General features: G+C 50.5%; 17 protein-coding genes. 10 read left to right on the top strand and 7 right to left on the bottom strand.

All coding sequences use genetic code 11. The annotated features are described in order from the left end of the window. Positions 1–195 precede the first annotated feature (195 nt). The 5 genes from KGP26_RS12415 (at position 196) to KGP26_RS12395 (ending at position 6,156) form a co-directional block, all read left to right on the top strand. The gene (locus KGP26_RS12415) at positions 196–3,423 is read left to right on the top strand and encodes a PD-(D/E)XK nuclease-like domain-containing protein (RefSeq protein ID WP_223499306.1); all 3,228 of its coding nucleotides are present in this window, start codon (positions 196–198) and stop codon (positions 3,421–3,423) included. A gap of 11 nt (positions 3,424–3,434) precedes the next feature. Continuing rightward, positions 3,435–4,553 carry a recombinase RecT gene (locus tag KGP26_RS12410; protein ID WP_223499305.1) on the top strand — a complete coding sequence of 373 codons (1,119 nt, stop codon included), beginning with the start codon at positions 3,435–3,437 and terminating at the stop codon, positions 4,551–4,553. After that, the gene (locus tag KGP26_RS12405) at positions 4,547–4,732 is read left to right on the top strand and encodes a hypothetical protein (protein ID WP_223499304.1); all 186 of its coding nucleotides are present in this window, start codon (positions 4,547–4,549) and stop codon (positions 4,730–4,732) included. The genes KGP26_RS12410 and KGP26_RS12405 overlap by 7 nt, the downstream gene beginning before the upstream one ends. A 70-nt stretch (positions 4,733–4,802) precedes the next feature. Continuing rightward, a complete protein-coding gene (locus KGP26_RS12400; protein ID WP_223499303.1) occupies positions 4,803–5,048 on the top strand; it encodes an excisionase in 246 nt (81 codons plus the stop codon). Beyond that, positions 5,029–6,156, top strand: coding sequence for a phage integrase Arm DNA-binding domain-containing protein (locus KGP26_RS12395; protein ID WP_223499636.1), 1,128 nt, complete (start codon positions 5,029–5,031; stop codon positions 6,154–6,156). The genes KGP26_RS12400 and KGP26_RS12395 overlap by 20 nt, the downstream gene beginning before the upstream one ends. A 15-nt stretch (positions 6,157–6,171) precedes the next feature. Here KGP26_RS12395 and KGP26_RS12390 read toward each other — a convergent pair whose 3' ends face one another. From KGP26_RS12390 to icd, 3 genes are all read right to left on the bottom strand, one after another. Further along, on the bottom strand, positions 6,172–7,635 hold the full coding sequence (locus tag KGP26_RS12390; protein ID WP_223499302.1) for a hypothetical protein: 1,464 nt from the start codon (positions 7,633–7,635) through the stop codon (positions 6,172–6,174). Between the two features lies 1 nt (position 7,636). Next, positions 7,637–8,707, bottom strand: a complete 1,071-nt coding sequence (locus KGP26_RS12385) for a nucleoid-associated protein (protein ID WP_223499301.1) — start codon at positions 8,705–8,707, stop codon at positions 7,637–7,639. A 223-nt stretch (positions 8,708–8,930) separates the two neighbouring features. Further along, positions 8,931–10,184, bottom strand: a complete 1,254-nt coding sequence (icd, locus tag KGP26_RS12380; RefSeq protein ID WP_021804667.1) for an NADP-dependent isocitrate dehydrogenase — start codon at positions 10,182–10,184, stop codon at positions 8,931–8,933. 140 nt (positions 10,185–10,324) lie between these two features. Between icd and rluE the strand changes: the two genes are divergently transcribed. The 5 genes from rluE to purB all read left to right on the top strand — a co-directional run bounded on the left by rluE (position 10,325) and on the right by purB (position 14,627). Then, positions 10,325–10,951 (top strand): 23S rRNA pseudouridine(2457) synthase RluE, encoded by a 627-nt coding sequence (gene rluE / locus KGP26_RS12375; protein ID WP_037374930.1) that lies wholly within the window; start codon positions 10,325–10,327, stop codon positions 10,949–10,951. A gap of 9 nt (positions 10,952–10,960) precedes the next feature. After that, positions 10,961–11,407, top strand: a complete 447-nt coding sequence (locus KGP26_RS12370) for an NUDIX hydrolase (protein ID WP_115158390.1) — start codon at positions 10,961–10,963, stop codon at positions 11,405–11,407. A gap of 95 nt (positions 11,408–11,502) precedes the next feature. Beyond that, entirely contained in the window at positions 11,503–12,606 is a 1,104-nt protein-coding gene (mnmA, locus tag KGP26_RS12365; protein ID WP_021178255.1) for a tRNA 2-thiouridine(34) synthase MnmA, read from the top strand. Between the two features lie 2 nt (positions 12,607–12,608). Next, a complete protein-coding gene (hflD, locus tag KGP26_RS12360) occupies positions 12,609–13,235 on the top strand; it encodes a high frequency lysogenization protein HflD (protein WP_071680474.1) in 627 nt (208 codons plus the stop codon). Between the two features lie 21 nt (positions 13,236–13,256). Further along, positions 13,257–14,627: an adenylosuccinate lyase gene (purB, locus tag KGP26_RS12355; RefSeq protein ID WP_021804671.1), complete on the top strand. Its 1,371-nt coding sequence runs from the start codon at positions 13,257–13,259 to the stop codon at positions 14,625–14,627. Between the two features lie 105 nt (positions 14,628–14,732). Here purB and KGP26_RS12350 read toward each other — a convergent pair whose 3' ends face one another. The 4 genes from KGP26_RS12350 to KGP26_RS12335 form a co-directional block, all read right to left on the bottom strand. Further along, positions 14,733–15,341: a maltose acetyltransferase domain-containing protein gene (locus tag KGP26_RS12350; RefSeq protein WP_223665651.1), complete on the bottom strand. Its 609-nt coding sequence runs from the start codon at positions 15,339–15,341 to the stop codon at positions 14,733–14,735. Positions 15,342–15,364: 23 nt separating this feature from the next. Continuing rightward, positions 15,365–16,627: an MFS transporter gene (locus KGP26_RS12345; protein ID WP_223665528.1), complete on the bottom strand. Its 1,263-nt coding sequence runs from the start codon at positions 16,625–16,627 to the stop codon at positions 15,365–15,367. Positions 16,628–16,841: 214 nt separating this feature from the next. Continuing rightward, positions 16,842–19,934: a beta-galactosidase gene (locus KGP26_RS12340; RefSeq protein ID WP_223665527.1), complete on the bottom strand. Its 3,093-nt coding sequence runs from the start codon at positions 19,932–19,934 to the stop codon at positions 16,842–16,844. Positions 19,935–20,075: 141 nt separating this feature from the next. Continuing rightward, the gene (locus tag KGP26_RS12335; RefSeq protein WP_223665526.1) at positions 20,076–21,167 is read right to left on the bottom strand and encodes a LacI family DNA-binding transcriptional regulator; all 1,092 of its coding nucleotides are present in this window, start codon (positions 21,165–21,167) and stop codon (positions 20,076–20,078) included. Between the last annotated feature and the right edge of the window lie 67 nt (positions 21,168–21,234).

The following is a 21,234-nucleotide window of genomic DNA, read 5'->3' as shown; positions in this document are numbered from 1 at the left end:
GTTCTCGACTGCCCGCATTGCAGCCTCAGTTACTGCAATTAGAAGTAAAAGGCCCGCCAAGGCGGGCCAGTGCCGGTTTAACGTCCCGGCGACGGGTTACCGGGGAACCACCCCCAGCAACCGGAGCATAAACCAATGACCACTATCGCAGTCAATGATCGACTGCATTCTACCTAAATTCAGGAGAACTGCATAATGCAAAATGTTGCCGCCTATCTATACCGGGCAAAACAAAAGTCAGGTAAGCCTCATCTCTATGTTCATTTCGAAGCAAAGTCAGACGACCATGCCGAAACGAAGCGTGATTATCTTTTTATGGAAGCTGGGTATTCCAAAGCCGATTATTTTACCCCACTACGCATTAACTTCCCTGTTGTTGACGGTCTGCCAGTAGATGGCGCATTCAGTGAGTCATTCTGGTTATCTTGGGCACTTGAAGGAGATTCTGGGCGTACTTGTTTTCCGCGCGACAAAGTTGATCCTTCTGTCGCGATCCCTAAGCTTTACCCCTACATGCTCAAGGCCGACACGGATACACCGGCAAAAACACCTGAGCCGCCAGCCAAGGAAGAAACCACATTTTCCGCAATAGACCTCGACAAGCATACTGTGATTGCCGCCGCATGGCTGTTTGGCCGTGACTGCATGAAAATGACAGGGGAGCAGTTGAAAGCAGCAACCAGGCTTATGATGGATGACTCGCAGCGTTACCCGCAAAACGTCATCATGGCCCTCTCCAATCTTAAGGGGTTCGATTACGTTTACCCGGACATGCCGATAGTGGCCATTGCAGCCATAAAGACTATCTGGCCACCATTCGATAAAGCGCCAGAACTGGGTAAACTTAGTCAGTTCGCAACCGAATACCTGAATGCGAAAGTAGATGATCGCCAGTCTGTCATTTCCAAGTGGCAGACGTCGCCCAGCGCCGCAAATAACTCACAAGTAGAATTGCCGCGCACGTCGTCCGGCGCACTGGCCGGCACAGGCAAGAATCCAGTCTACGGCACGCCAATAGCGTCCTTTAGCGAACTTGAAACAGTCACCTACCTTGCGCACTACCCATCCGATTTTGATATCAGCAGGCCGCCAATCGGCATTGTTAATGCAGTAAAAGAGATGAAAACGCGCAAAGAAAAGTCCCCATTAGCATGGTATGGACAGTTGTCCGAAACCCCCGGCATTCTGGACTTTTCCCGTGAGGCCGTTGGTACGCTTATCCGCAATGCGCCGGAAACCCTCCACCTAACACCTGGCCCACTACGCGACTATATCAATGCGAACCTGATCGAGATTGACGCCAAAACAGCGAAGGTAAAAAACCATGCTCAAACCCAATCGCTGCCGCAGGGCGAGGCAGACTCACTGGTTGATGAACAGCTTGCGAATGAAACGCTGGCAGGCGCAGCAACAAGTGCTGGCAGCGCGTCGCTGGCGGGCGAACTGACAGCAAGTAATGCCTCAAATGATGGCGAAAAAGAAGAGGTGGACGCCGCTAAGGATCTTGACCCAACAACTCGCAGCGCGTGGCTGCGGCGTGAAATCATGACAGCCCTTGACGGCAAAACGTCAGTGATGAGCGTGGATGATGTCAAAGAGTTGATGGTAAACGTGGGCGATCTTAACCACGTATACCTTGCCAGGCTGTTAACAAAAGAAATAGAGCCCTGCGATCCTTTCAAGCAGTTGGCCAAGGACGATATTTATCACCTCACCTGCGATGTGCTTGAGGGTTGGGCCGACGATAAAGAAGAACGCTGCCAACTTATCGATGAACGCGTTGAGTTCTGTCTGAAAGAAGCGCGCCAAACGTTGGAACAGGCAGACGTCGCTGGTCAGCATAAAAACGCTGAACTGGCGCGCCATGATGCCTCAAATGGGGGAGAAAAAACGGAAGTCGCCCAGCAGCAGCCTGCTGGCGAATTGCACGCCATGGGCAGCGGCAAGTTTGATGTATCTGAATTGTTCGCGACATCACCACTGGCCAACGTTGATAACGCAGCATCAACCGATTTGCGGGAAAATGAGGATCTGACAACCAAGGATGTTCGGGAATTCCTGGATTCGTCAACCAAACCAGCAGATTTGTCAGGCGAATGCGCGCCAGCCGCACAGGAAGTACCTGTCGCCACGGCACCAGCATATTTCGAACCTGGCCGGTACCACGATATCCCGAACGACGTTTACCACGCTGCTAACGGTATCAGCAGCACTATGCTGAAAGATGCCCGCGTTTCATTGATGTATTTCAACGCTCGTCACGTCGCAAAAACCATCAAGAAAGTGCACTCAAAAGTTCTCGACTTGGGCAACCTGGTGCACACCATGGCGCTGGAGCCTGAAAAGCTGGAACAAGAATTCAGCATCGAACCAATTATCCCCAAAGGTGCGTTTACCACCACCGCATCGATGCGCGAATTTATCGATAAGCACAATGCCAGTCTGCCAAAAATGACAGATTCTGACACGCTGCGCTCGATCATTGATGCACATAACGCCACGCTGCAGACACCTTATGCCTTGGGCGGAAATGCTGACGAAATCGGGCAGTTCTATACCCTGCTACCGGCCGAGTTTCAGCGGATTGGGGAGGATCAAAAGCCAACTGCAACAGCGATGAAAGCTTGCATCAAGGAATACAACGCCACGCTGCGGACTCCACTGAAAACAAGCGGCGGCCGCGAAGCATTGCTTGAACAATTGGCAATCATCGATCCTGAATTCGTAAAACTTGAACTGGCCATTCCTTCCCCGCTAGCGGTCAGCGGCAGCAAAGAGGATATGGCCGCCCGCATTAAGACAATTTTACCGAACGCTGTTTTTGCCGACGAACTAATCGAGCAGTGGCGCAACACTGACGACGATCGCGTACTCGTGACCCAGCAGCAAATGCAGGAGGCCAAGGCCATTCAACACGCCTTATTCAACCATCCATCATCCGGGCCAATGCTGCAACACTCTCAGCGCACCGTTGAAGCCAGCTATTTCGGGTATGACGAGGATACCGGTATGGAGATCCGCGTGCGCCCTGACCTTGAAATTGACCTTGATGGCGTCCGCATTGGGTTTGACCTTAAGACTATCAGCATGTGGAGTGTCAAGCAGGGAGCCGTTAGAGCGAGGCTGCACAGAGAAATCATTGAACGCGACTACCACCTTAGCGCAGCGATGTATTCCGATGTCGCGGCTTTCGATCAGTTCTTTTGGATTTTCGTGAACAAGGACGAGGGCTACAACTGGGTGGCGATCGTTGAAGCATCACCCGACCTGCTAGAACTTGGCCGCCTTGAGTACAAAGAGGTGTTGCGCGACATCAAACAAGCGTACGACACCAACATATGGCCAGCGCCGATCACTGAAGAAATTGTGGACGACCTGAACGATTTTGACCGCCGCCGCCTTGAAGCGCTGCGCGTAGCTTAAGGAGCATGCCAATGACCAACCAACTCGCATTGATTCAGAAAGATTTAGCAGCAGAGCTAGCACCGGCCAAGGAAATTTTGCCGAGCCATGTCAGCTTTGAAAAATTCACCACCGCCGCGGCGGTGGCACTAGCCAACAATAGCGATTTATTGGGTGCCGACCGCCAAAGCGTTATTAATGCCCTTTCATCTTGTGCAAAAGACGGCTTGATCCCTGATAACCGTGAAGCCGCGCTAATCGTGTACAAGACGAAAAACGCTAACGGCCAATGGATACCTAAAGCGCAGTACCTGCCGATGATCGACGGCGTGATGAAACGGGCTCGCCAGTCCGGCGAAGTCTCAGTGATCGCCACACGAGCCTGGTACAAGAACGATCAATTCCGCGTCTGGATGGACGAAAACGGTGAGCACATTTTTTACGAGCCGAACCTACTGGATCGCGGCGAACTTGTCGGCGCGTTCGCCTATGCCAAGATGAAATCCGGCGAGCTGCAATTTGAAGTGATGAATTTGGATGATATTGAAAAGGTCCGCGCAGCCAGCAAAAACAGCGACAAAGGGCCATGGGTCGACTGGTATGAGTCAATGGCGCGAAAATCGGTGATGCACCGCCTCTGCCGCCGCCTGCCGAACAACTCCGAGATGATGGAAATGCTCGAACGCGGGCAAGAAATGGTTTGGCAGAAAGAAAAAGACGTCACTCCGGATACACGCGTAACCGCCGGACAGTTGATTGGGGCGGCAGATAAGGCACCAGAGCCTATTACTGAAAATTCAGCACCTGAAAAGATTGCTAATGACATTCGCGGCAGCATCGACAAGATAACTACCCCGGCACAGGCAACTGACCTTCGCGCATCGGTTGAAGAATTGAAAGCACAGTTGGGGATCACTCTCTACACCGAGCTGAAAAACAAAATCGTGAGGCAGCACCACCGTCTGAACGCGATTGCAGCCCTGGGTGCGTCGATCGATACGGCTGGCAAGAACGGCGGCACAACGAACCAGGAGCGCGCCGAACTGGGAGCACTGTTGCATCGCTCCGAGCGCTTTCTTAGCGCTGATGAGGTTCAGCGCTATCAACAGGCGATCGATGACCTGTCGCCGTCGCAGGAGGCGGCATGCTGACGCTCATTGGCTTTGTCCTGCTGGTCAGCCCATGCGGCCAGGATGCATGCGACGCGCTGCCAGTATCCGAGCGGGTGTACTCGATCAAAGCTGAATGCGAGCAGGTGAAAGAAGCAATCCAGTTTCGTCGGCCACACGCCGTATTGTTTTGCAGCGAAGTATATAGATCTGAAAATTGATTTTTGAAAATCAAAACACAACCCTGACCACGATTAATATCGTGGTCGGTTGTGTGTAGGAGCATAACCAATGGCACGCACTCAAATATTAATGGAGTGGGCAATAGATGAGTTTGGGAAAGAAAATTGCCCTAGTTATTCAACGCTTCTTTTGTATGCAAAAAATAAAATGATATACCCGCCTCCTCAAAAAGCTGGGCGCTATTGGCGCGTAGAGAAAGGGGCAAGATTTACCGGGTTAGTCTGCCAGCCAGAGATAAAAAAAAGCGACGACCCCCGCCTATTGAGGATTTTATCTGATGGCAAGACCACGTAAATACAACGTCGATGTTCCTGGTCTTTCCTGCTATACGGACGCCAGAACAAAAAAAGTGTACTGGCGTTACAAACACCCTATTACTAAAAAATTTCATGGGTTAGGTGATAACGAAGAAGAGGCAGCAGCAATAGCAAAAGACGCCAACACCAGGTTATCCGAGCAGTTGCTGCGTAACACACTCGCCGTTCGTGACAAGTTGAGCCGCGCCGTTGGCGGCAGTATAAGCGTTTCAACGTGGCTCGATCGTTACCTTAAAATCCAAGAAGAGAGGATGCAGGCAAACGAAATCACAAAAAATACCGTTAAGCAGAAGCTTGCCCCAGTCAAAGCAATGCGGGCAGCATTGGCAACAAAACCGATCCGGGAAGTTGATACACGAGATATTGCTGACATTCTGGACGATTACAAAAATCGGGGCCATTCAAGAATGGCTCAGGTAGTACGCACGACACTGATCGATGTATTCAAGGAGGCTCAGCACGCTGGCGAAGTCCCGCCAGGCTACAACCCTGCAGAAGCCACAAAGAACCCATATAACAGGATAGATCGGGAACGGATGATCCTAGAGGAGTTCAACGCAATGCTAGCAGTGATCGCGCCACCATTTGAGTACATGAAAAACGCAATGCTGCTGGCCCTCGTTACTGGGCAGCGTGAGGGTGACATCAGCAAGATGCAGTTTTCCGACATCTGGGATGATCATTTGCACGTTGAGCAGATAAAAACCGGCGCGAAGGTGGCGATCCCGCTATCTCTCCACTGCACCGCCATTGGCATGACGCTGGGGCAGGTGATCGCGCAATGCCGCGATAATATCGTCAGCCCGCATCTGGTTCACTACACACACAATACGGCGATGGCTCGCCGTGGTGGAATGGTCACGGCCAATACAATAAGTAGCAGCTTCAAAAAAATACGGGATCTGTCTGGCTTGGTTTGGGATAAGGGCACCCCACCCAGTTTTCACGAAATCCGCTCGCTTGCGGAACGTCTGTACAGGGAACAAAAAGTGAATACCAAGGATTTGTTGGGGCATAAATCCCAACGTCAAACCGACCGTTACAATGATGATCGAGGGAAGGAATGGAGGGTTGTGAATATTTAAGCTGTAGTCTAAAAATCAAAACAATAAAAATTTTGCCAGGGATGGCAGATTCCAAGTTGCAAAAAACAAAGCTGCATAAACTAATACCATGATACCAAATGAAATATAAAGAGTGGTTTTTCTGGTATTTATAGGTTTGAGAAAGTTAGCGCCATTCTCTTCCCTAGATGTGTAACGCTGAAGAACCTTAAGCCAACGCTCGCTCTCTCTTGAGCTTAAAACAGAATCCCTCCAATGCGCGGATATTTGAAGAACACAAGACAAGAGCAAATATCCCGCTAGAAACTTCACTAGAATGGCGAGTTCATGGCTATCAAGTAACTCCAGTAAATTTTTTTTATCAAACTTACTCAAAAATGAAAAACCAACAAAGGCAAGGATGCCTAGAATATCCCTCGTTATATTAGATATTAAATCTCTAACTTTTGAAGCATACATGTCAGCCTGAGAGCGCATATCTTTTAATAACTCTCTCATTTCTTTATGATATGCATCTTTTCTATCAAGGATTACAAATGCATAGCTATCCTGCGCTTGTTGCAATGCTTCATCAATGTTGACAAAAACCCCTTTAAAGACGGATTGCTCTATCTCAATATTTAATGAAAGCACATCCATAATTAATTGCAAGCGAGTTTCCGCTCGTTCTTTATAAGTCCAAACTACAGTCTTAACAAGTCTCTTTTGAAGCTCAACGCAGTCCACATCAATTAACTTATCTAAAACTTTAGTAACTAATTTTGTACCTTTGAATGAAACAGCATAGTAATCATCAAATTTCTTTAATTCGAATGCCATACATGCAATAAGGTTTCTTACACTCAATGCAATAAAAGCTTTTGCCAACGTGCTTTGTATGTCTCCCCAAGTCATCAGGTAGGTATTTGGTCTTATTTTCAAAAGAACATCAGAAGAAACCTTCACCAATTCAGAAACCTGAGTTGAGTTGGGTAGTGTAGGAGTATCCTCTTGGCCTTCTTCTTTTTTATAGTCTTTAACTGGAATTACACTTATACAATTCCCACCAAAAGGCTGATCAAGCCCAAATACCCAAATAAAAGTTTTTTCGTTGAAACGTGGTTCTAGATCACTAATTGGAGCTGCGAAGGGGTCTATTTCCTTAACCCATTCTAAAGCTCGTTGCTCAGACATAAATAAAATATTCTTTGAATCAAGCTCACCCTCAATTTTCAACTTTTCGGCAAGTAGGTTTTTACTAATCAATATTGACCAAGAACTATCCAATACACCGACGAAATCCAAAACTTCATCTGGATCTACAGATGAACCATTGACCGTCATAGTGGGACAGGACATTCCAAGCTCAGTACTAAGCCGCCCAAGCTCCTCACATAACTGAGCGATTTTGTCTGTAACGCTCTCCCCCTTCAAAGTTAAGCGATAGCTTTCTTCTGTTACAACATTGGAATGTTGAACTAGTTCGTTGATTTGTTTGATCATACCTACAATGCTATTCATGCTATTTCACCTTCGTTTCCACCCTATTAGTTTCAATGGTAATTATTTCCTTCCCATTGTCCAACTTCCGGCGCTGTATGCCGGCAGCTGCCGCATCACCTTCAAATGTAATTATTACACCTTCTGATGTCTCGTAGATTTGTTTTTTCTCTCTTCTACTTATTGACTCAGGTTTTGATGCGAACCGTTGGCCAGCAACGCCCGCGCTAGCCAACTTTTCATACAGCTCATTTGATAGAGTTTCATTAATTTTAGCATCATCATGTCTTACAACAGCAGCGATAAATGCTTCAGTATCAAAATGTTCATGCGCAGTGAAGAAACTAAAGGAGCGGCCAATCATAGTGTTGGCATCTTCACCTTCAGGGAGCAACTCAGCAGGCACTTGCCGAGCCCAAGCCCTAACTGCTCTATGGGCTTCCTTCGTAAGCACTGAAGCTGTTTGCCTCTCAGTAACGCCGAGGAAAGATCTAAAATAATCAGTTAACGTGGGGCTAACCCGATCATAGGCTAGCACATTCCATTTATGGGTACCTGACAGATCAATCAAGGCGCTTTTTTGCACTGACTGCTTACTCTCACTAAGAGCATTGGGAACCTCATTGATCACAGCAATTCTCTTTCCATCCTCCTCAACATACGAGTACGTTAGCGTCGCACTTTTATCGAGTTTAACGAGAAATAGAAGTTTTTTATAATCATTGGGGCTACTGAGATACGACACTACAGATACAACAAAGAGGCCATCTGAAGACGATCCCACATGTAACTTAGCAAAACTACGTGTTATATCACGTGAAATTTCTACAAACTTGGTAGCATCTTTCGTTAAATTATCACATTTGCTTGCCAAGCTATCAACATCATCAACAAATAAAAATTGGCTACCTTTTGCGCACTCTTTAAGTCTGCTTAGAAAAAATTCCTCTTGAGCTTTAGCAAGTTTTACTGAATCCAAAAAAATAGTTTTTTCATCATCTCCATCAGTCTGGATGATATGGAAGATAAAATCGTTAATTTTTAATGACTCAATTTGCGCTTTACTGAGCACTGATTCAATTGCTTTCGCCATCTTTATATTCCCTGTTCTAATGATTCCGTAAAACTATCACACTACTTATGTGTTTAGTATTAATGCAATCACGTTTTTACTAGAAATAATTGATAGCGAAAAGAGCTCACATTTCGTACAGTTTTGCAGAAGAGTTTTGCAGGGGTTTTGCAGAAGAATTTTTGGAGGGGGAAAAACAGACGGGAGCCATAAGCTCCCGTTATCATTTAACGCTAAATCACAATTACATGTGTTTAACGATGGCGTCGCCAAACTCTGAACATTTCAGCAGCTTAGCGCCTTCCATCAGACGTTCGAAATCGTAAGTCACGGTCTTGGCAGCGATAGCGCCTTCCATGCCCTTAACGATCAGGTCAGCAGCTTCGAACCAGCCCATATGACGCAGCATCATCTCAGCGGACAGGATGATGGAACCTGGGTTCACTTTGTCCTGGCCAGCATACTTAGGCGCAGTACCGTGGGTGGCTTCAAACAGCGCACAATCGGAACCGATGTTGGCACCAGGGGCGATACCGATACCACCAACCTGAGCGGCCAGGGCGTCGGAGATGTAGTCACCGTTCAGGTTCATACAGGCGATCACGTCGTATTCTGCCGGGCGCAGCAGGATTTGCTGCAGGAAGGCGTCGGCGATCACGTCTTTAACCACGATCTCTTTACCGGTGTTCGGGTTCTTGATTTTCAGCCATGGGCCGCCGTCGATCAATTCACCACCGAACTCTTCACGTGCCAGTTCGTAGCCCCAATCCTTGAAGGCACCTTCGGTGAACTTCATGATGTTGCCTTTGTGAACCAGCGTCACTGAATCACGATCGTTGGTGATAGCATATTCGATAGCCGCACGAACCAGGCGCTTGGTGCCTTCTTCGGAACAAGGCTTAACGCCAATACCGCACTGCTCTGGGAAACGGATCTTCTTCACGCCCATTTCATCGCGCAGGAATTTGATCACTTTGTCCGCTTCTGCAGAACCCGCTTTCCATTCAATACCGGCGTAGATGTCTTCGGCGTTTTCACGGAAGATCACCATATCGGTCAGCTCTGGCTGCTTAACCGGGCTTGGTGTGCCCTGGTAATAACGCACCGGGCGCAGACACACGTACAGATCGAGCTGCTGGCGTAGTGCCACGTTCAGAGAACGAATACCGCCACCCACTGGCGTAGTCAGTGGGCCTTTGATCGCTACGCGGTAGTCACGAATAAGTTCCAGTGTTTCTTCCGGCAGCCACACGTCTTTCCCGTAAACGTGGGTGGATTTTTCACCGGTATAGATTTCCATCCAGGAGATTTTACGTTCGCCGTGGTAGGCCTTTTTAACCGCTGCATCCACCACGTGGATCATGGCAGGAGTCACGTCAACGCCAATACCGTCACCTTCGATGAACGGGATGATAGGGTTATGCGGAACAACCAGTTTACCCTGGGCATCAACCGTAATCTTTTTACCTTCTGCCGGAACAACTACTTTGCTTTCCATCAACCTCTCCTTTCTGTCTTCAAGCGCAATTTTTGTTAATGCTTTGTAAGATGCGTGTCAATACTACTTGAATATTCAGCTCGCGCCAATCCGAAACGGATTAGGCTATAATGCGCTTATCATTCGAAATCTCAAAGACCATGACTAAATTCTCTGTTAAAAATCACCAAGTTAAACGATTCAGCCGCAGTAAACCAGCAGCACGCCAGAAATCCCAGGCGCCGCGGCGAGTGGTCATCTTCAACAAACCCTTTGATGTGTTACCACAGTTTACCGACGAAGCAGGCCGCGTCACTCTGAAAAAATTCATTCCTTTCAGCGATGTTTATGCCGCAGGAAGGCTCGATCGCGACAGCGAAGGCTTACTGGTGCTGACCAACGACGGCAAGCTACAGGCACAGCTAACCCAGCCCGGCAAACGCACCGGTAAGATTTATTATGTGCAGGTGGAAGGCGAACCCCAGGAGAGCGATCTGGCCGCATTGCGCCTTGGCGTGACGCTGAACGATGGGCCAACCCTGCCCGCCGGAGCGGAACGGGTTGAAGAGCCAGAATGGCTATGGCCGCGCAATCCACCGATCCGCGAACGCAAGACCATCCCCACCAGTTGGCTGAAAATCACGCTCTACGAGGGCCGAAACCGCCAGGTGCGTCGCATGACGGCACATATCGGCTTCCCTACCCTGCGCCTGATTCGTTACAGTATGGGCAATCTTTCTCTGGGGGGCTTGCAACCTGGGGAATGGCAGACCGTCGATTCACTATAAGGAACCGCCATGTTTAAGCCGCACGTCACCGTTGCCTGCGTGGTTCATGCCGCCGGTAAGTTTTTGGTGGTCGAAGAAACCATCAACGGTAAAGCCCTGTGGAATCAACCGGCAGGCCATCTCGAAGCGGATGAAACGCTGGTCCAGGCCGCCGAGCGCGAACTATGGGAAGAAACCGGCATCCGTGCCAAGCCGCAGTCTTTTCTGCGGATGCATCAGTGGATCGCGCCAGACCGCACGCCGTTTCTGCGCTTCTGCTTTGTGATTGAGCTGGAGCAGCCGCTGCCCACCGAGCCGCAAGACGATGATATAGACTGCTGCCTGTGGCTGACCGCCGAGCAGATCCTGGAGGCTGAAAACCTGCGTTCACCGCTGGTGGCTGAGACGATCCGTTGTTATCAGCAGCCGGAACGCTACCCGTTGTCGCTGGTTGCCAGCTTTAACTGGCCGCTTTAACGGCAAATAAGGGCCGTGCGCGCAGGCGGCCAACGTGGTAAAATCCTGCGCTTGTTTTTTATCGCACAGTACGTGTTCAAGTTCGTGAGATCCCCATGTCAGACAACAGCCAGAAAAAAGTGATCGTCGGAATGTCCGGCGGCGTCGACTCTTCCGTTACCGCCTATCTGTTACAACAACAGGGCTATCAGGTCGCTGGGTTGTTCATGAAGAACTGGGAAGAAGACGACGACGAGGAATACTGCTCGGCCGCCACCGATTTGGCCGATGCACAAGCCGTCTGCGACAAGCTGGGCATCGAGCTGCATACGGTGAACTTCGCGGCGGAGTACTGGGACAACGTGTTCGAGCTGTTCCTTGAAGAGTACAAGGCGGGCCGTACCCCTAACCCGGATATCCTGTGCAATAAAGAAATCAAATTCAAAGCGTTCCTGGAGTTTGCGGCTGAAGATCTGGGGGCGGATTTTATCGCTACCGGTCACTATGTCCGCCGCCAGGACGTGGACGGCAAAAGCCGCCTGCTGCGCGGCGTCGACGGTAACAAAGACCAGAGCTATTTCCTGTATACCCTGAGCCACGAGCAGGTCGCGCAAAGCCTGTTCCCGGTCGGTGAGTTGGAAAAGCCAGAGGTCCGCCGCATTGCGGAGCAACTGGAACTGGTTACCGCCAAGAAAAAAGACTCTACCGGCATCTGCTTTATCGGCGAACGTAAATTCCGCGACTTCCTGGGCCGCTATCTGCCAGCACAACCTGGCCCGATTGTTAGCGTCGACGGCCAAACCATCGGCGAGCACCAGGGCTTGATGTACCACACCCTCGGCCAACGCAAAGGCTTGGGCATAGGCGGTATGAAAGACAGCAGCGAAGATCCGTGGTACGTAGTGGATAAAGACGTCGCCAACAATATTCTGGTGGTCGCCCAAGGCCACGAACATCCGCGCCTGATGTCTATCGGCCTGATCGCCCAGCAGTTGCATTGGGTCGATCGCCTGCCGTTGACACAACCTCTGCGCTGTACGGTTAAAACCCGTTATCGCCAGCAGGATATTCCCTGCACCGTGACGCCGCTAGACGCCGAGCGCATCGAAGTTCGCTTCGACGAGCCGGTCGCAGCCGTCACCCCAGGCCAGTCCGCCGTGTTTTATCAGGGCGATATCTGCCTGGGCGGCGGCATTATTGAACAGCGTATACAGGAGTAACCGTGGCGAAGAATTATTACGACATCACGCTGGCCATGGCCGGGATTAGCCAAGCGGCCCGTCTGGTACAGCAGTTGGCGCACGAAGGGCAAATGGATAGCGAAGCCTTCCATACCTCGCTCAACAGCCTGTTGCAGATGGATCCCCCTTCTACACTGGCGGTGTTCGGCGGCGAAGAGCGTAACCTGAAGATGGGGCTGGAAACCTTGATTGGCGTACTCAACGCCAATAACAAAGGCCCGGCCGCCGAGCTGACCCGCTACACCATCAGCCTGATGGTGCTGGAGCGCAAGCTGAACGCCAACAAAACGGCGATGAATACGCTCGGCGAGCGGTTGAGCCAGTTGGAGCGTCAGTTGGCGCATTATGAACTGGGTTCAGATACCATCATCAGCGCCCTGGCCGGTATCTATGTCGATGTTGTGGCACCATTGGGGCCGCGCATCCAGGTAACAGGTTCACCCGCCATCCTGCAAAATCCGCAGGTGCAGGCCAAGGTTCGTGCCACCCTGCTCGCCGGTATCCGTGCCGCCGTGCTGTGGCAGCAGGTTGGCGGTAGCCGCCTGCAGTTAATGTTTTCCCGTAATCGTCTGCTCAAGCAGGCGCAAAATATCGTTGCTCATTGTTAAACTTCCCAGGAGTTGCTACCGATGGAATTATCCTCACTGACCGCCGTTTCCCCCATTGATGGACGCTACGGTGATAAAGTCAGCGCACTGCGCACCATTTTCAGCGAGTATGGCTTGCTGAAATTCCGCGTGCAGGTTGAAGTACGTTGGCTGCAAAAACTGGCCGCTTGCGCAGAGATCAAAGAAGTTCCCGCTTTTGACGCCGACGCAAACGCTTACCTTGATAAGATCGTCGCAGAATTCAGTGAAGAAGACGCCCAGCGCATCAAGACCATCGAGCGCACCACCAACCACGACGTTAAAGCGGTGGAATACTTCCTGAAAGAAAAAGTGGAATCAGTACCTGCTCTGCACGCCGTGTCTGAGTTTATCCACTTCGCCTGTACTTCTGAAGACATCAACAACCTGTCCCATGCGTTGATGCTACACACTGCGCGTCAGGATGTGGTGTTGCCACACTGGCGCAAAATCATCGAATCCATCAAAGGGCTGGCGCTGGAATATCGTGATATTCCGCTGCTGTCACGTACCCATGGCCAACCCGCTACCCCGTCTACCGTAGGTAAAGAGTTTGCCAACGTGGCCTACCGGATGGAGCGTCAATATCGCCAGTTAGAGCGCGTTGAGATCCTCGGTAAAATCAACGGCGCAGTAGGTAACTACAATGCCCACATCGTCGCCTATCCGGAAGTGGACTGGCACCGTTTCAGCGAAGAGTTTGTCACCTCACTGGGAGTGACCTGGAACCCGTACACCACGCAGATCGAGCCGCATGACTATATCGCCGAGTTGTTCGACTGCGTGGCACGTTTCAACACCATCCTGATCGACTTCGACCGTGATATCTGGGGTTACATCGCCCTGAATCACTTCAAGCAAAAAACCATTGCCGGTGAGATCGGTTCTTCCACCATGCCGCACAAGGTTAACCCGATCGACTTCGAGAACTCCGAAGGCAACCTGGGCCTGGCTAACGCGGTACTGGGCCATCTGGCTAGCAAACTGCCGGTTTCCCGCTGGCAGCGTGACCTGACGGACTCCACCGTGCTGCGTAACCTGGGCGTGGGCCTGGGCTATGCGCTGATTGCCTATCAGGCCACCATGAAAGGCATCAGCAAGCTGGAAGTGAACCGCGCACACCTGCTGGACGAACTGGATCACAACTGGGAAGTGCTGGCCGAGCCGATCCAGACCGTGATGCGCCGTTACGGTATCGAAAAGCCGTACGAGAAGCTGAAAGAGCTGACCCGTGGCAAGCGCGTAGATGCAGCCGGTATGCAAACCTTTATCGATAGCCTGGAACTGCCGGAAGACGAGAAAACCCGCCTGAAAGCCATGACGCCAGCTAACTACATTGGCCGCGCCACCACCATGGTTGACGAGCTGAAGTAAGCGCCTTCCCTGGCAGCTTTAGAGGCTCTTTAGTTACCCGCCCAAGGGCGGGTTAACTTTAACCGAGCTGAATCTGCCCCCCTATGAAATAACAAGCCCTGCCGTTTATAGTGAGCTATCTGTGAAACGCCGCCCTTTATGGAAGAAAACTCGATCGTGCTCACCGATGGGTCTTAGTACACGGCAGGGAACGCCCGCAGCGACCACGTCTGCAGGCATATCCTTGGTCACCACGCTCCCTGCACCAATAACGCTGTTACGACCGATGGTAATACCAGGGTTAATGATGACCCCACTACCAATCCAGACATTATCTTCAATGGTGACGGGCAAAGAAAACTGCTGGCCGGTAATACGCACCGCAGGATCCACCGGGTGCCCCGTGGTAGATATCGTGACATTCGGCGCAATCATCACGTTGTCGCCAATCAGCACCTTACCGTCATCCACCACAACCAGATTAAAGTTGGCGTAAAAGTTTTCACCAATAGCGATCTGGCTACCATAAGCAACATGCAGTGGCGGCTCAATCCAAACGTTCTTGCCGACGCTCCCCATCAGTTGACGGATCAGCGCTTCACGTTTTTTTTGCTCTGAAGGCCGCGTATGATTAAAGTCATAAACCAATTCTTTTCCGCGCAGGCGCTCTTCTGCCATACCTTCATCCATATCAGTGTATAAACACCCACTGGCTAACTTTTCCCGTTGCGTCATCATCGTATTATCCTTGTCGTTGACTATGCCATATTCCTTACGGCTTCTGGTTCAGGTTTAAACGCTGACAGCGGCCCACGTCCCGACAAAGTGAAGACTGATATCAGAGTAAACGATAGCGCAATAAGCCCCAGAATAAGGTAGGTTCCGTGGAAGCCGACTTTTTCATACATATTCCCGGCAAAGACCGACATGAACATAATCGCTAATTGTTTAAAGAAACAGAAACAAACCAGATAAATAGTGGCAGAGAAGCGCACCTCAAATACCGAAGTGATATATTTAAAACAGCCAACGATCAGGAACGGAATTTCAAACATATGCAAGGTTTTCAGAATAACCACTTCTACCGGTGTAGACGCAAATGAAGAGCCGATAATACGTATCGACATGATGAGCCCCGCGAGCAACAGCGCATTCTTCCCACCGATGCGGTTAACAATGAGCGGGGCAAAGAACATGATTGACGCATTCAGTAACTCTCCCATGGTGGTGACATAACCAAAAACACGCGTACCTTGTTCGCTTGATGAGAAGAACGAGGTGAAGAAGTTGGCGAATTGCTGATCAAACACATCATAGGTACAGGAAACGCCCACCACATACAGGGCTAAAAACCAAAGTTTAGAGTCTTTCAGTAATTCGAACGCCAAGCGCAAATTAAACGGCTTACTGTTAGCCCCCAATTTGTCAGCAACCTGGGCGGTACTGCCTGCCTCAGGTTTAGCGATAAGCAACAGGATCGCCAGTATCACGGCACAGCCAGAACCGAGCCAGAATACAAACTCGTTGTTGATGGTGAACATAATGCCGACCACCGAGGCACACAAAGCCCAGCCCACACAGCCAAATAAGCGTGCTCGGCCAAATTCAAACGAGCTGCGGCGGCTTACCTTCTCAATATACGCCTCAATGGCTGGCGCACCCCCGTTATAAATAAAACCAAGGTAAATCCCGCCAGCAATGGAACCCAAGACAATATTAGTGCGTAATAGCGGGCCGAAAACATAGATAAAGAACGGTGCGAATAATATCAGCATCCCCGTGATTATCCACAGCAAGTGTTTTCTTAACCCCAGTTTATCTGACAGCAGGCCAAATATCGGCTGAAACAGTAATGAGAAGAAGGATATGCTGGCAAAGATAATGCCGGTATCGCTTTTACTGATCTGATTGATGTCATGCAACCAGATAGGGAAGAATGGGAAGTAGGCCCCCATGATGAAGAAATAGAAGAAGAAAAACAGCCCAAACATCCAGAAGTTGGTATTTTTTAAATAGTACATGCGAACTCCTTGTGCAAAACCCAAGCGCGTTTGAGTCCATACTCAGGTACGCGATATTATTTATATATTCATCAGGTAGGATGATGGATGTTTTTCTGTATTATAAAAAGTTGGGTTGTAGTGAGGTGCTAAACCCACTACCCCAGTCACATAGATAATCCTGTGACTGGAGTAAACAAGTGCGACCAAGAATCCATCCCATGATAAATAAGTATTATTCACCGTACTGCCAAACCAGCTTATAGTTATAGTGCTCAGCATCCAGGATAAAATCCGGGCTCACACTCGGGCTCCATGAATCATCGCCGCCGACCCCCATGTGGAAACCATCTATATTGACCCAAACCCCCTGCTCCGGGCGCAACAAATGGTTATGCGAGGTATCCGCTAATTGTTGCTGACTATATTGGCTCAGGCCAAAGTGAAAATCCCCCTGCCACCGCCAACGACCAAATTTCAGTTGGCGAGTATTGCAACGCAATCCATTCTCCGTAGGGAAAATGTATGGCGTCTGTAGCTCAGAAAGCGGTAACGTCCACCGCCCAAGCTGAGCGGAAAGCTGGCGGTCAGGGTAGTTTTCGTGTGGGCCTAACCCCAGCCACGTTGCGTGTTCGGCAACCTCCGCCAACTGGCAGCTCAAGCCAATCCGCGCCGGTGCTGGAATTCCGTAGGCTACATCAACATTGACATCAATCTGCAGTTTACCCTGGCAGTCGATCAAATAGGTCTTGCGGCTGATGAACATGATGCTGTTTTGGTAAGCATAAGCATGGGCCGTGCGGATCTGCACGCCTTGTGAAATCGAATCGGCTTCACATTGCAGTAAGCGCGTTTCTAGCGCGTACATACCCGCTCTCTTCCAACGTTCTACCCATGCATTAGGATCGATGTGAGCGGCATCGCTCACACCAATGTCATTATCAAGCGGTGCTCGGGTAAAGTTGTCGCGTAACGGCGTCAACAGAGCGGCGTTTTCATCCTGCCACCACTGCTCAAGCAAACCGGTTTGCCGATTGAACTGCCAGCGCTGTGTACCCCACTCAATGCTGAAAGCGTCATTATGCTCGTTTAACCGAGGTGACTGCGCCTGAAAGTCATTGTGATCCATTGGTAAGGTTAATGGTCGAGGTAAACGCCACTGGTCCCAGGCACAACGATGATGCTCTTCAGACCATGCTGTTGCCTTGATTTGGCGAACCTCCACGTTCAACCACAGTTCACCGCTCTCTTTCAGTTCGGGAATATCACCCAATACGATTTTCTGTGTCCCCTGCGCCGCTAATGACAGTTCAGCCTCTCCCTGTGCAATAGCTTTCCCGTCCAAGGCTACATTCCAATAAAGCCGCTCGTTATCGCTGGTACGGAATAAATACTCACTGTTCACTTCAATCGTTAACGGCTGCTGTTCGAGCAGTTGGAACTGGAAAAACTGCTGGGCACGCTGCGCTTCAAACAGTGCCGGGTGCGGGCTGCGATCGGGGAATACCAGCCCGTTCAGACAAAATTGGCGGTCGTTAGGCGTATCACCGAAGTCGCCGCCGTAGGCCCAATAGGTTTGGCCGCTGTCATCTGTGCGATTCAGTGCCTGATCGACCCAGTCCCAAACAAAGCCCCCCTGGAGTCGCGGATGGTTACGAAAAGCTTGCCAGTAGCGATCAAAGCCACCAAAGCTGTTGCCCATCGCATGAGCATATTCACACAGGATCAGTGGGCGGTTTTCATCGGGCATACCGATCCACTTCTTGATCGACCATTTGGGTACTGCTGGGAAAGGCTGATCCTGATCGACACGGGCATACATGGGGCACACAATATCCGTTGCCGCCGAATTGGCACCGCCGCCTTCATACTGCACTGGACGAGTAGGATCCTGGCTTTTCACCCAGCGATAAAGCGCATCATGGTTGCTGCCGTGGCCGGACTCGTTGCCCAGAGACCAGATGATGATGCAGGCATGGTTGCGATCGCGTTGTACCATGCGCGTAACACGCTCGCTCATGGCAGGCAGCCAGAGCGGATCGTTCGACAGCCGGTTCATAGGCTGCATGCCATGCGTTTCAATGTTCGCCTCATCCACGACGTACAGGCCGTAGCGATCGCACAGCTTGTACCACAGCGGGTGGTTCGGATAATGGGAACAGCGCACGGCATTAAAATTATGCTGCTTCATCAGCAGGATATCCTGACGCATAGTGGCTTCATCCATGACCTGCCCCTGCTCAGGATGGTGCTCATGGCGGTTGGTGCCACGTATCAATAGCGGTTGTCCGTTAAGCTTCAGTAAGCCGTTGCTGATTTCAACCTGGCGGAAACCCACATCATAGGCTTCAGCCTCCACCAATTCACCTGATGGGGAGAGCAATTTGACCACTGCGCGATACAGTGCCGGGGCCTCTGCACTCCACAAGGCGGGTTGTTCCACCGGCAGGCGCAGAGTCGTACGCTCATCATAGGCGCCGCGCTCATCGATTATCTCGCTGCCGAAGGCCTGAGTTTTTTCGCCGATCAGGGCATCTTCACGCCACAGTTGCACCTGCACCTGGTGTTGTTGTGGCTGATGAGCTCGCACCTCTACTACCACTTCCCCTCGGCGGAAACTGTCACTTAATGGCGTAGTGATAGAGATATCGCTCAGGTGAGTGGCGGGTTTATGCAATAGGCTAACATCGCGGAAAATCCCGCTCATGCGCCACATATCCTGATCTTCCAGATAACTGCCGTCGCACCAGCGTAATACCATCACCGCCAGCCGGTTTTCCCCTGCAACCAAAACGTCGCTGAGATCGAATTCGGCAGGTAAACGGCTGTCTTGTGAATAGCCAACCCACTGACCATTGCACCACAGATAAAACGCAGAATTGACACCGTCGAAAATAATTCGGGTTTGTCCCTGTGCTAACCACCCCTCATCGACATTAAATGTGAGCGAATAACATCCTGTGGGGTTTTCTGCCGGGACGAAAGGCGGATTAACCGGGATCGGATAGGTAACGTTGGTGTAAATCGGTGCATCGTAGCCAGCCAATTGCCAGTTTGACGGCACCTGTATTTCATCAGCGTTGTCCAGGTCGCTCTGTAGCCAGGTCTCCGGCACCCTTTCTGGCTGACTAAAATAGCTAAACTTCCAGGTGCCATTTAACGAGGCAGACTGCGCTGAAGCCCTATCTTCTCTTGCATCTTGCTCATTGCGCCAACTTTGAAATGGCGGATGCGCGGGTAGGCGACGGTATTGCGTACAGGCAGGATTTTCCCAGTCTCGACGAGATAAAACAGCGCTGAGTGATTTCCCTGTTTGAGATGAGTTCATGCTTCCCCTCTAAATGTTATACGCTCACAATTAACAATAAAATGAACAATGCGCGTAGGGGTGTAAAGCAAATATACTTGGGAAAGCGAGGTCGGTCACAAATTAAGCTCAGGGATCGCAACCGATCCCTGACGTTAGCGGCTATTTGCCCTCAAGCGCGGAGATTTGACGTGCGATACGCAGCAACTCCTGAGATAAAGTGTGCAGCGATACCTTATCCTGATTTATAGCCGCCGTTGTATGCCTTTGCACCAGACTAGTCGTCAGACGCAAAGAACCGGCATGAGGCACATGTCGATCTTCCAGACACTGAACCAGGCGTTTAACGCTTTCCTGCCCCAACATCCGAAAGTCCTGCTTAATGGTGGTCAGCGGTGGGTAATAATAAGCACTGTCTTCAGTATCATCGTACCCCACTACCGACATTTGCGCTGGAATGTGCAACCCATACTCCTGCAGCGCGCGCAGCACCCCTAACGCCATTTGATCGTTAGCAACCAATATCGCCGTAGGGTGTTTTGGCAAGCTCAGGATCTGCCCGGCAAGCTGATAACCAGAAGCCGCACTCCAATCGCCATGGAGCACCGAACAAGGTTTCAGCTGATGCTCTGCTAAGGTCGTCAGCCACCCCTGATAGCGCAAACGCGCCGAAATCGAGACCAGCGGCCCGGTAATCAGTGCTATATCACGATGCCCAAGAGCAACGACATGTTCTACCCCTTGTCGAGCCCCCTGATAGGGATCAAACAGAATGCTGGAGACATCAGAATCAGGGTCGACGTCCAAAAACAGCGTAGGCACCTCGCTACAAACTTGTTCAATTGCGTGAGCATCTTCAGCGCAGAGCGAAACATTAATCAGCAATCCATCTACCCTTTGCGACAACAGCTCATTTATCGCAGTGCGACAGGCATGAACGCTAAGATCTTCCACCATGGAAATCACCACGTTAAATCCCATCTGGTTTGCCTGCGTTTTAATTGCCGACGCGATTTGAGAAGGTGCGTGCAGAGCTAGTTCTGTAGTCGCCAGCCCCAGCGTAAAACTCTGTTTGCCTGCAAGTTGCTGCGCGACACGGTTTGGTACGTAATTCAGCGCAGCCATGGCCTGCTCAACCTTCGCGCGGGTTTTATCCGAAACGTGTTCAGCACGATTTAATACCCGCGACACGGTTTGGTACGACACTCCAGAATACTCGGCGACGTCATTCAGCGTGACAGATTTAGGCTTCATACGGTTTCTCGCGTCGATTAATGCAAAGAAATCAAGCTAATGAGTATCAATCATAGCAGTTTAAAAA

Origin of the sequence: Serratia sp. JSRIV002 (assembly GCF_019968725.1) — a bacterium.
Taxonomy (GTDB): domain Bacteria; phylum Pseudomonadota; class Gammaproteobacteria; order Enterobacterales; family Enterobacteriaceae; genus Chania; species Chania fonticola_B.
This window is presented reverse-complemented; position numbering and strand designations above follow the sequence as displayed.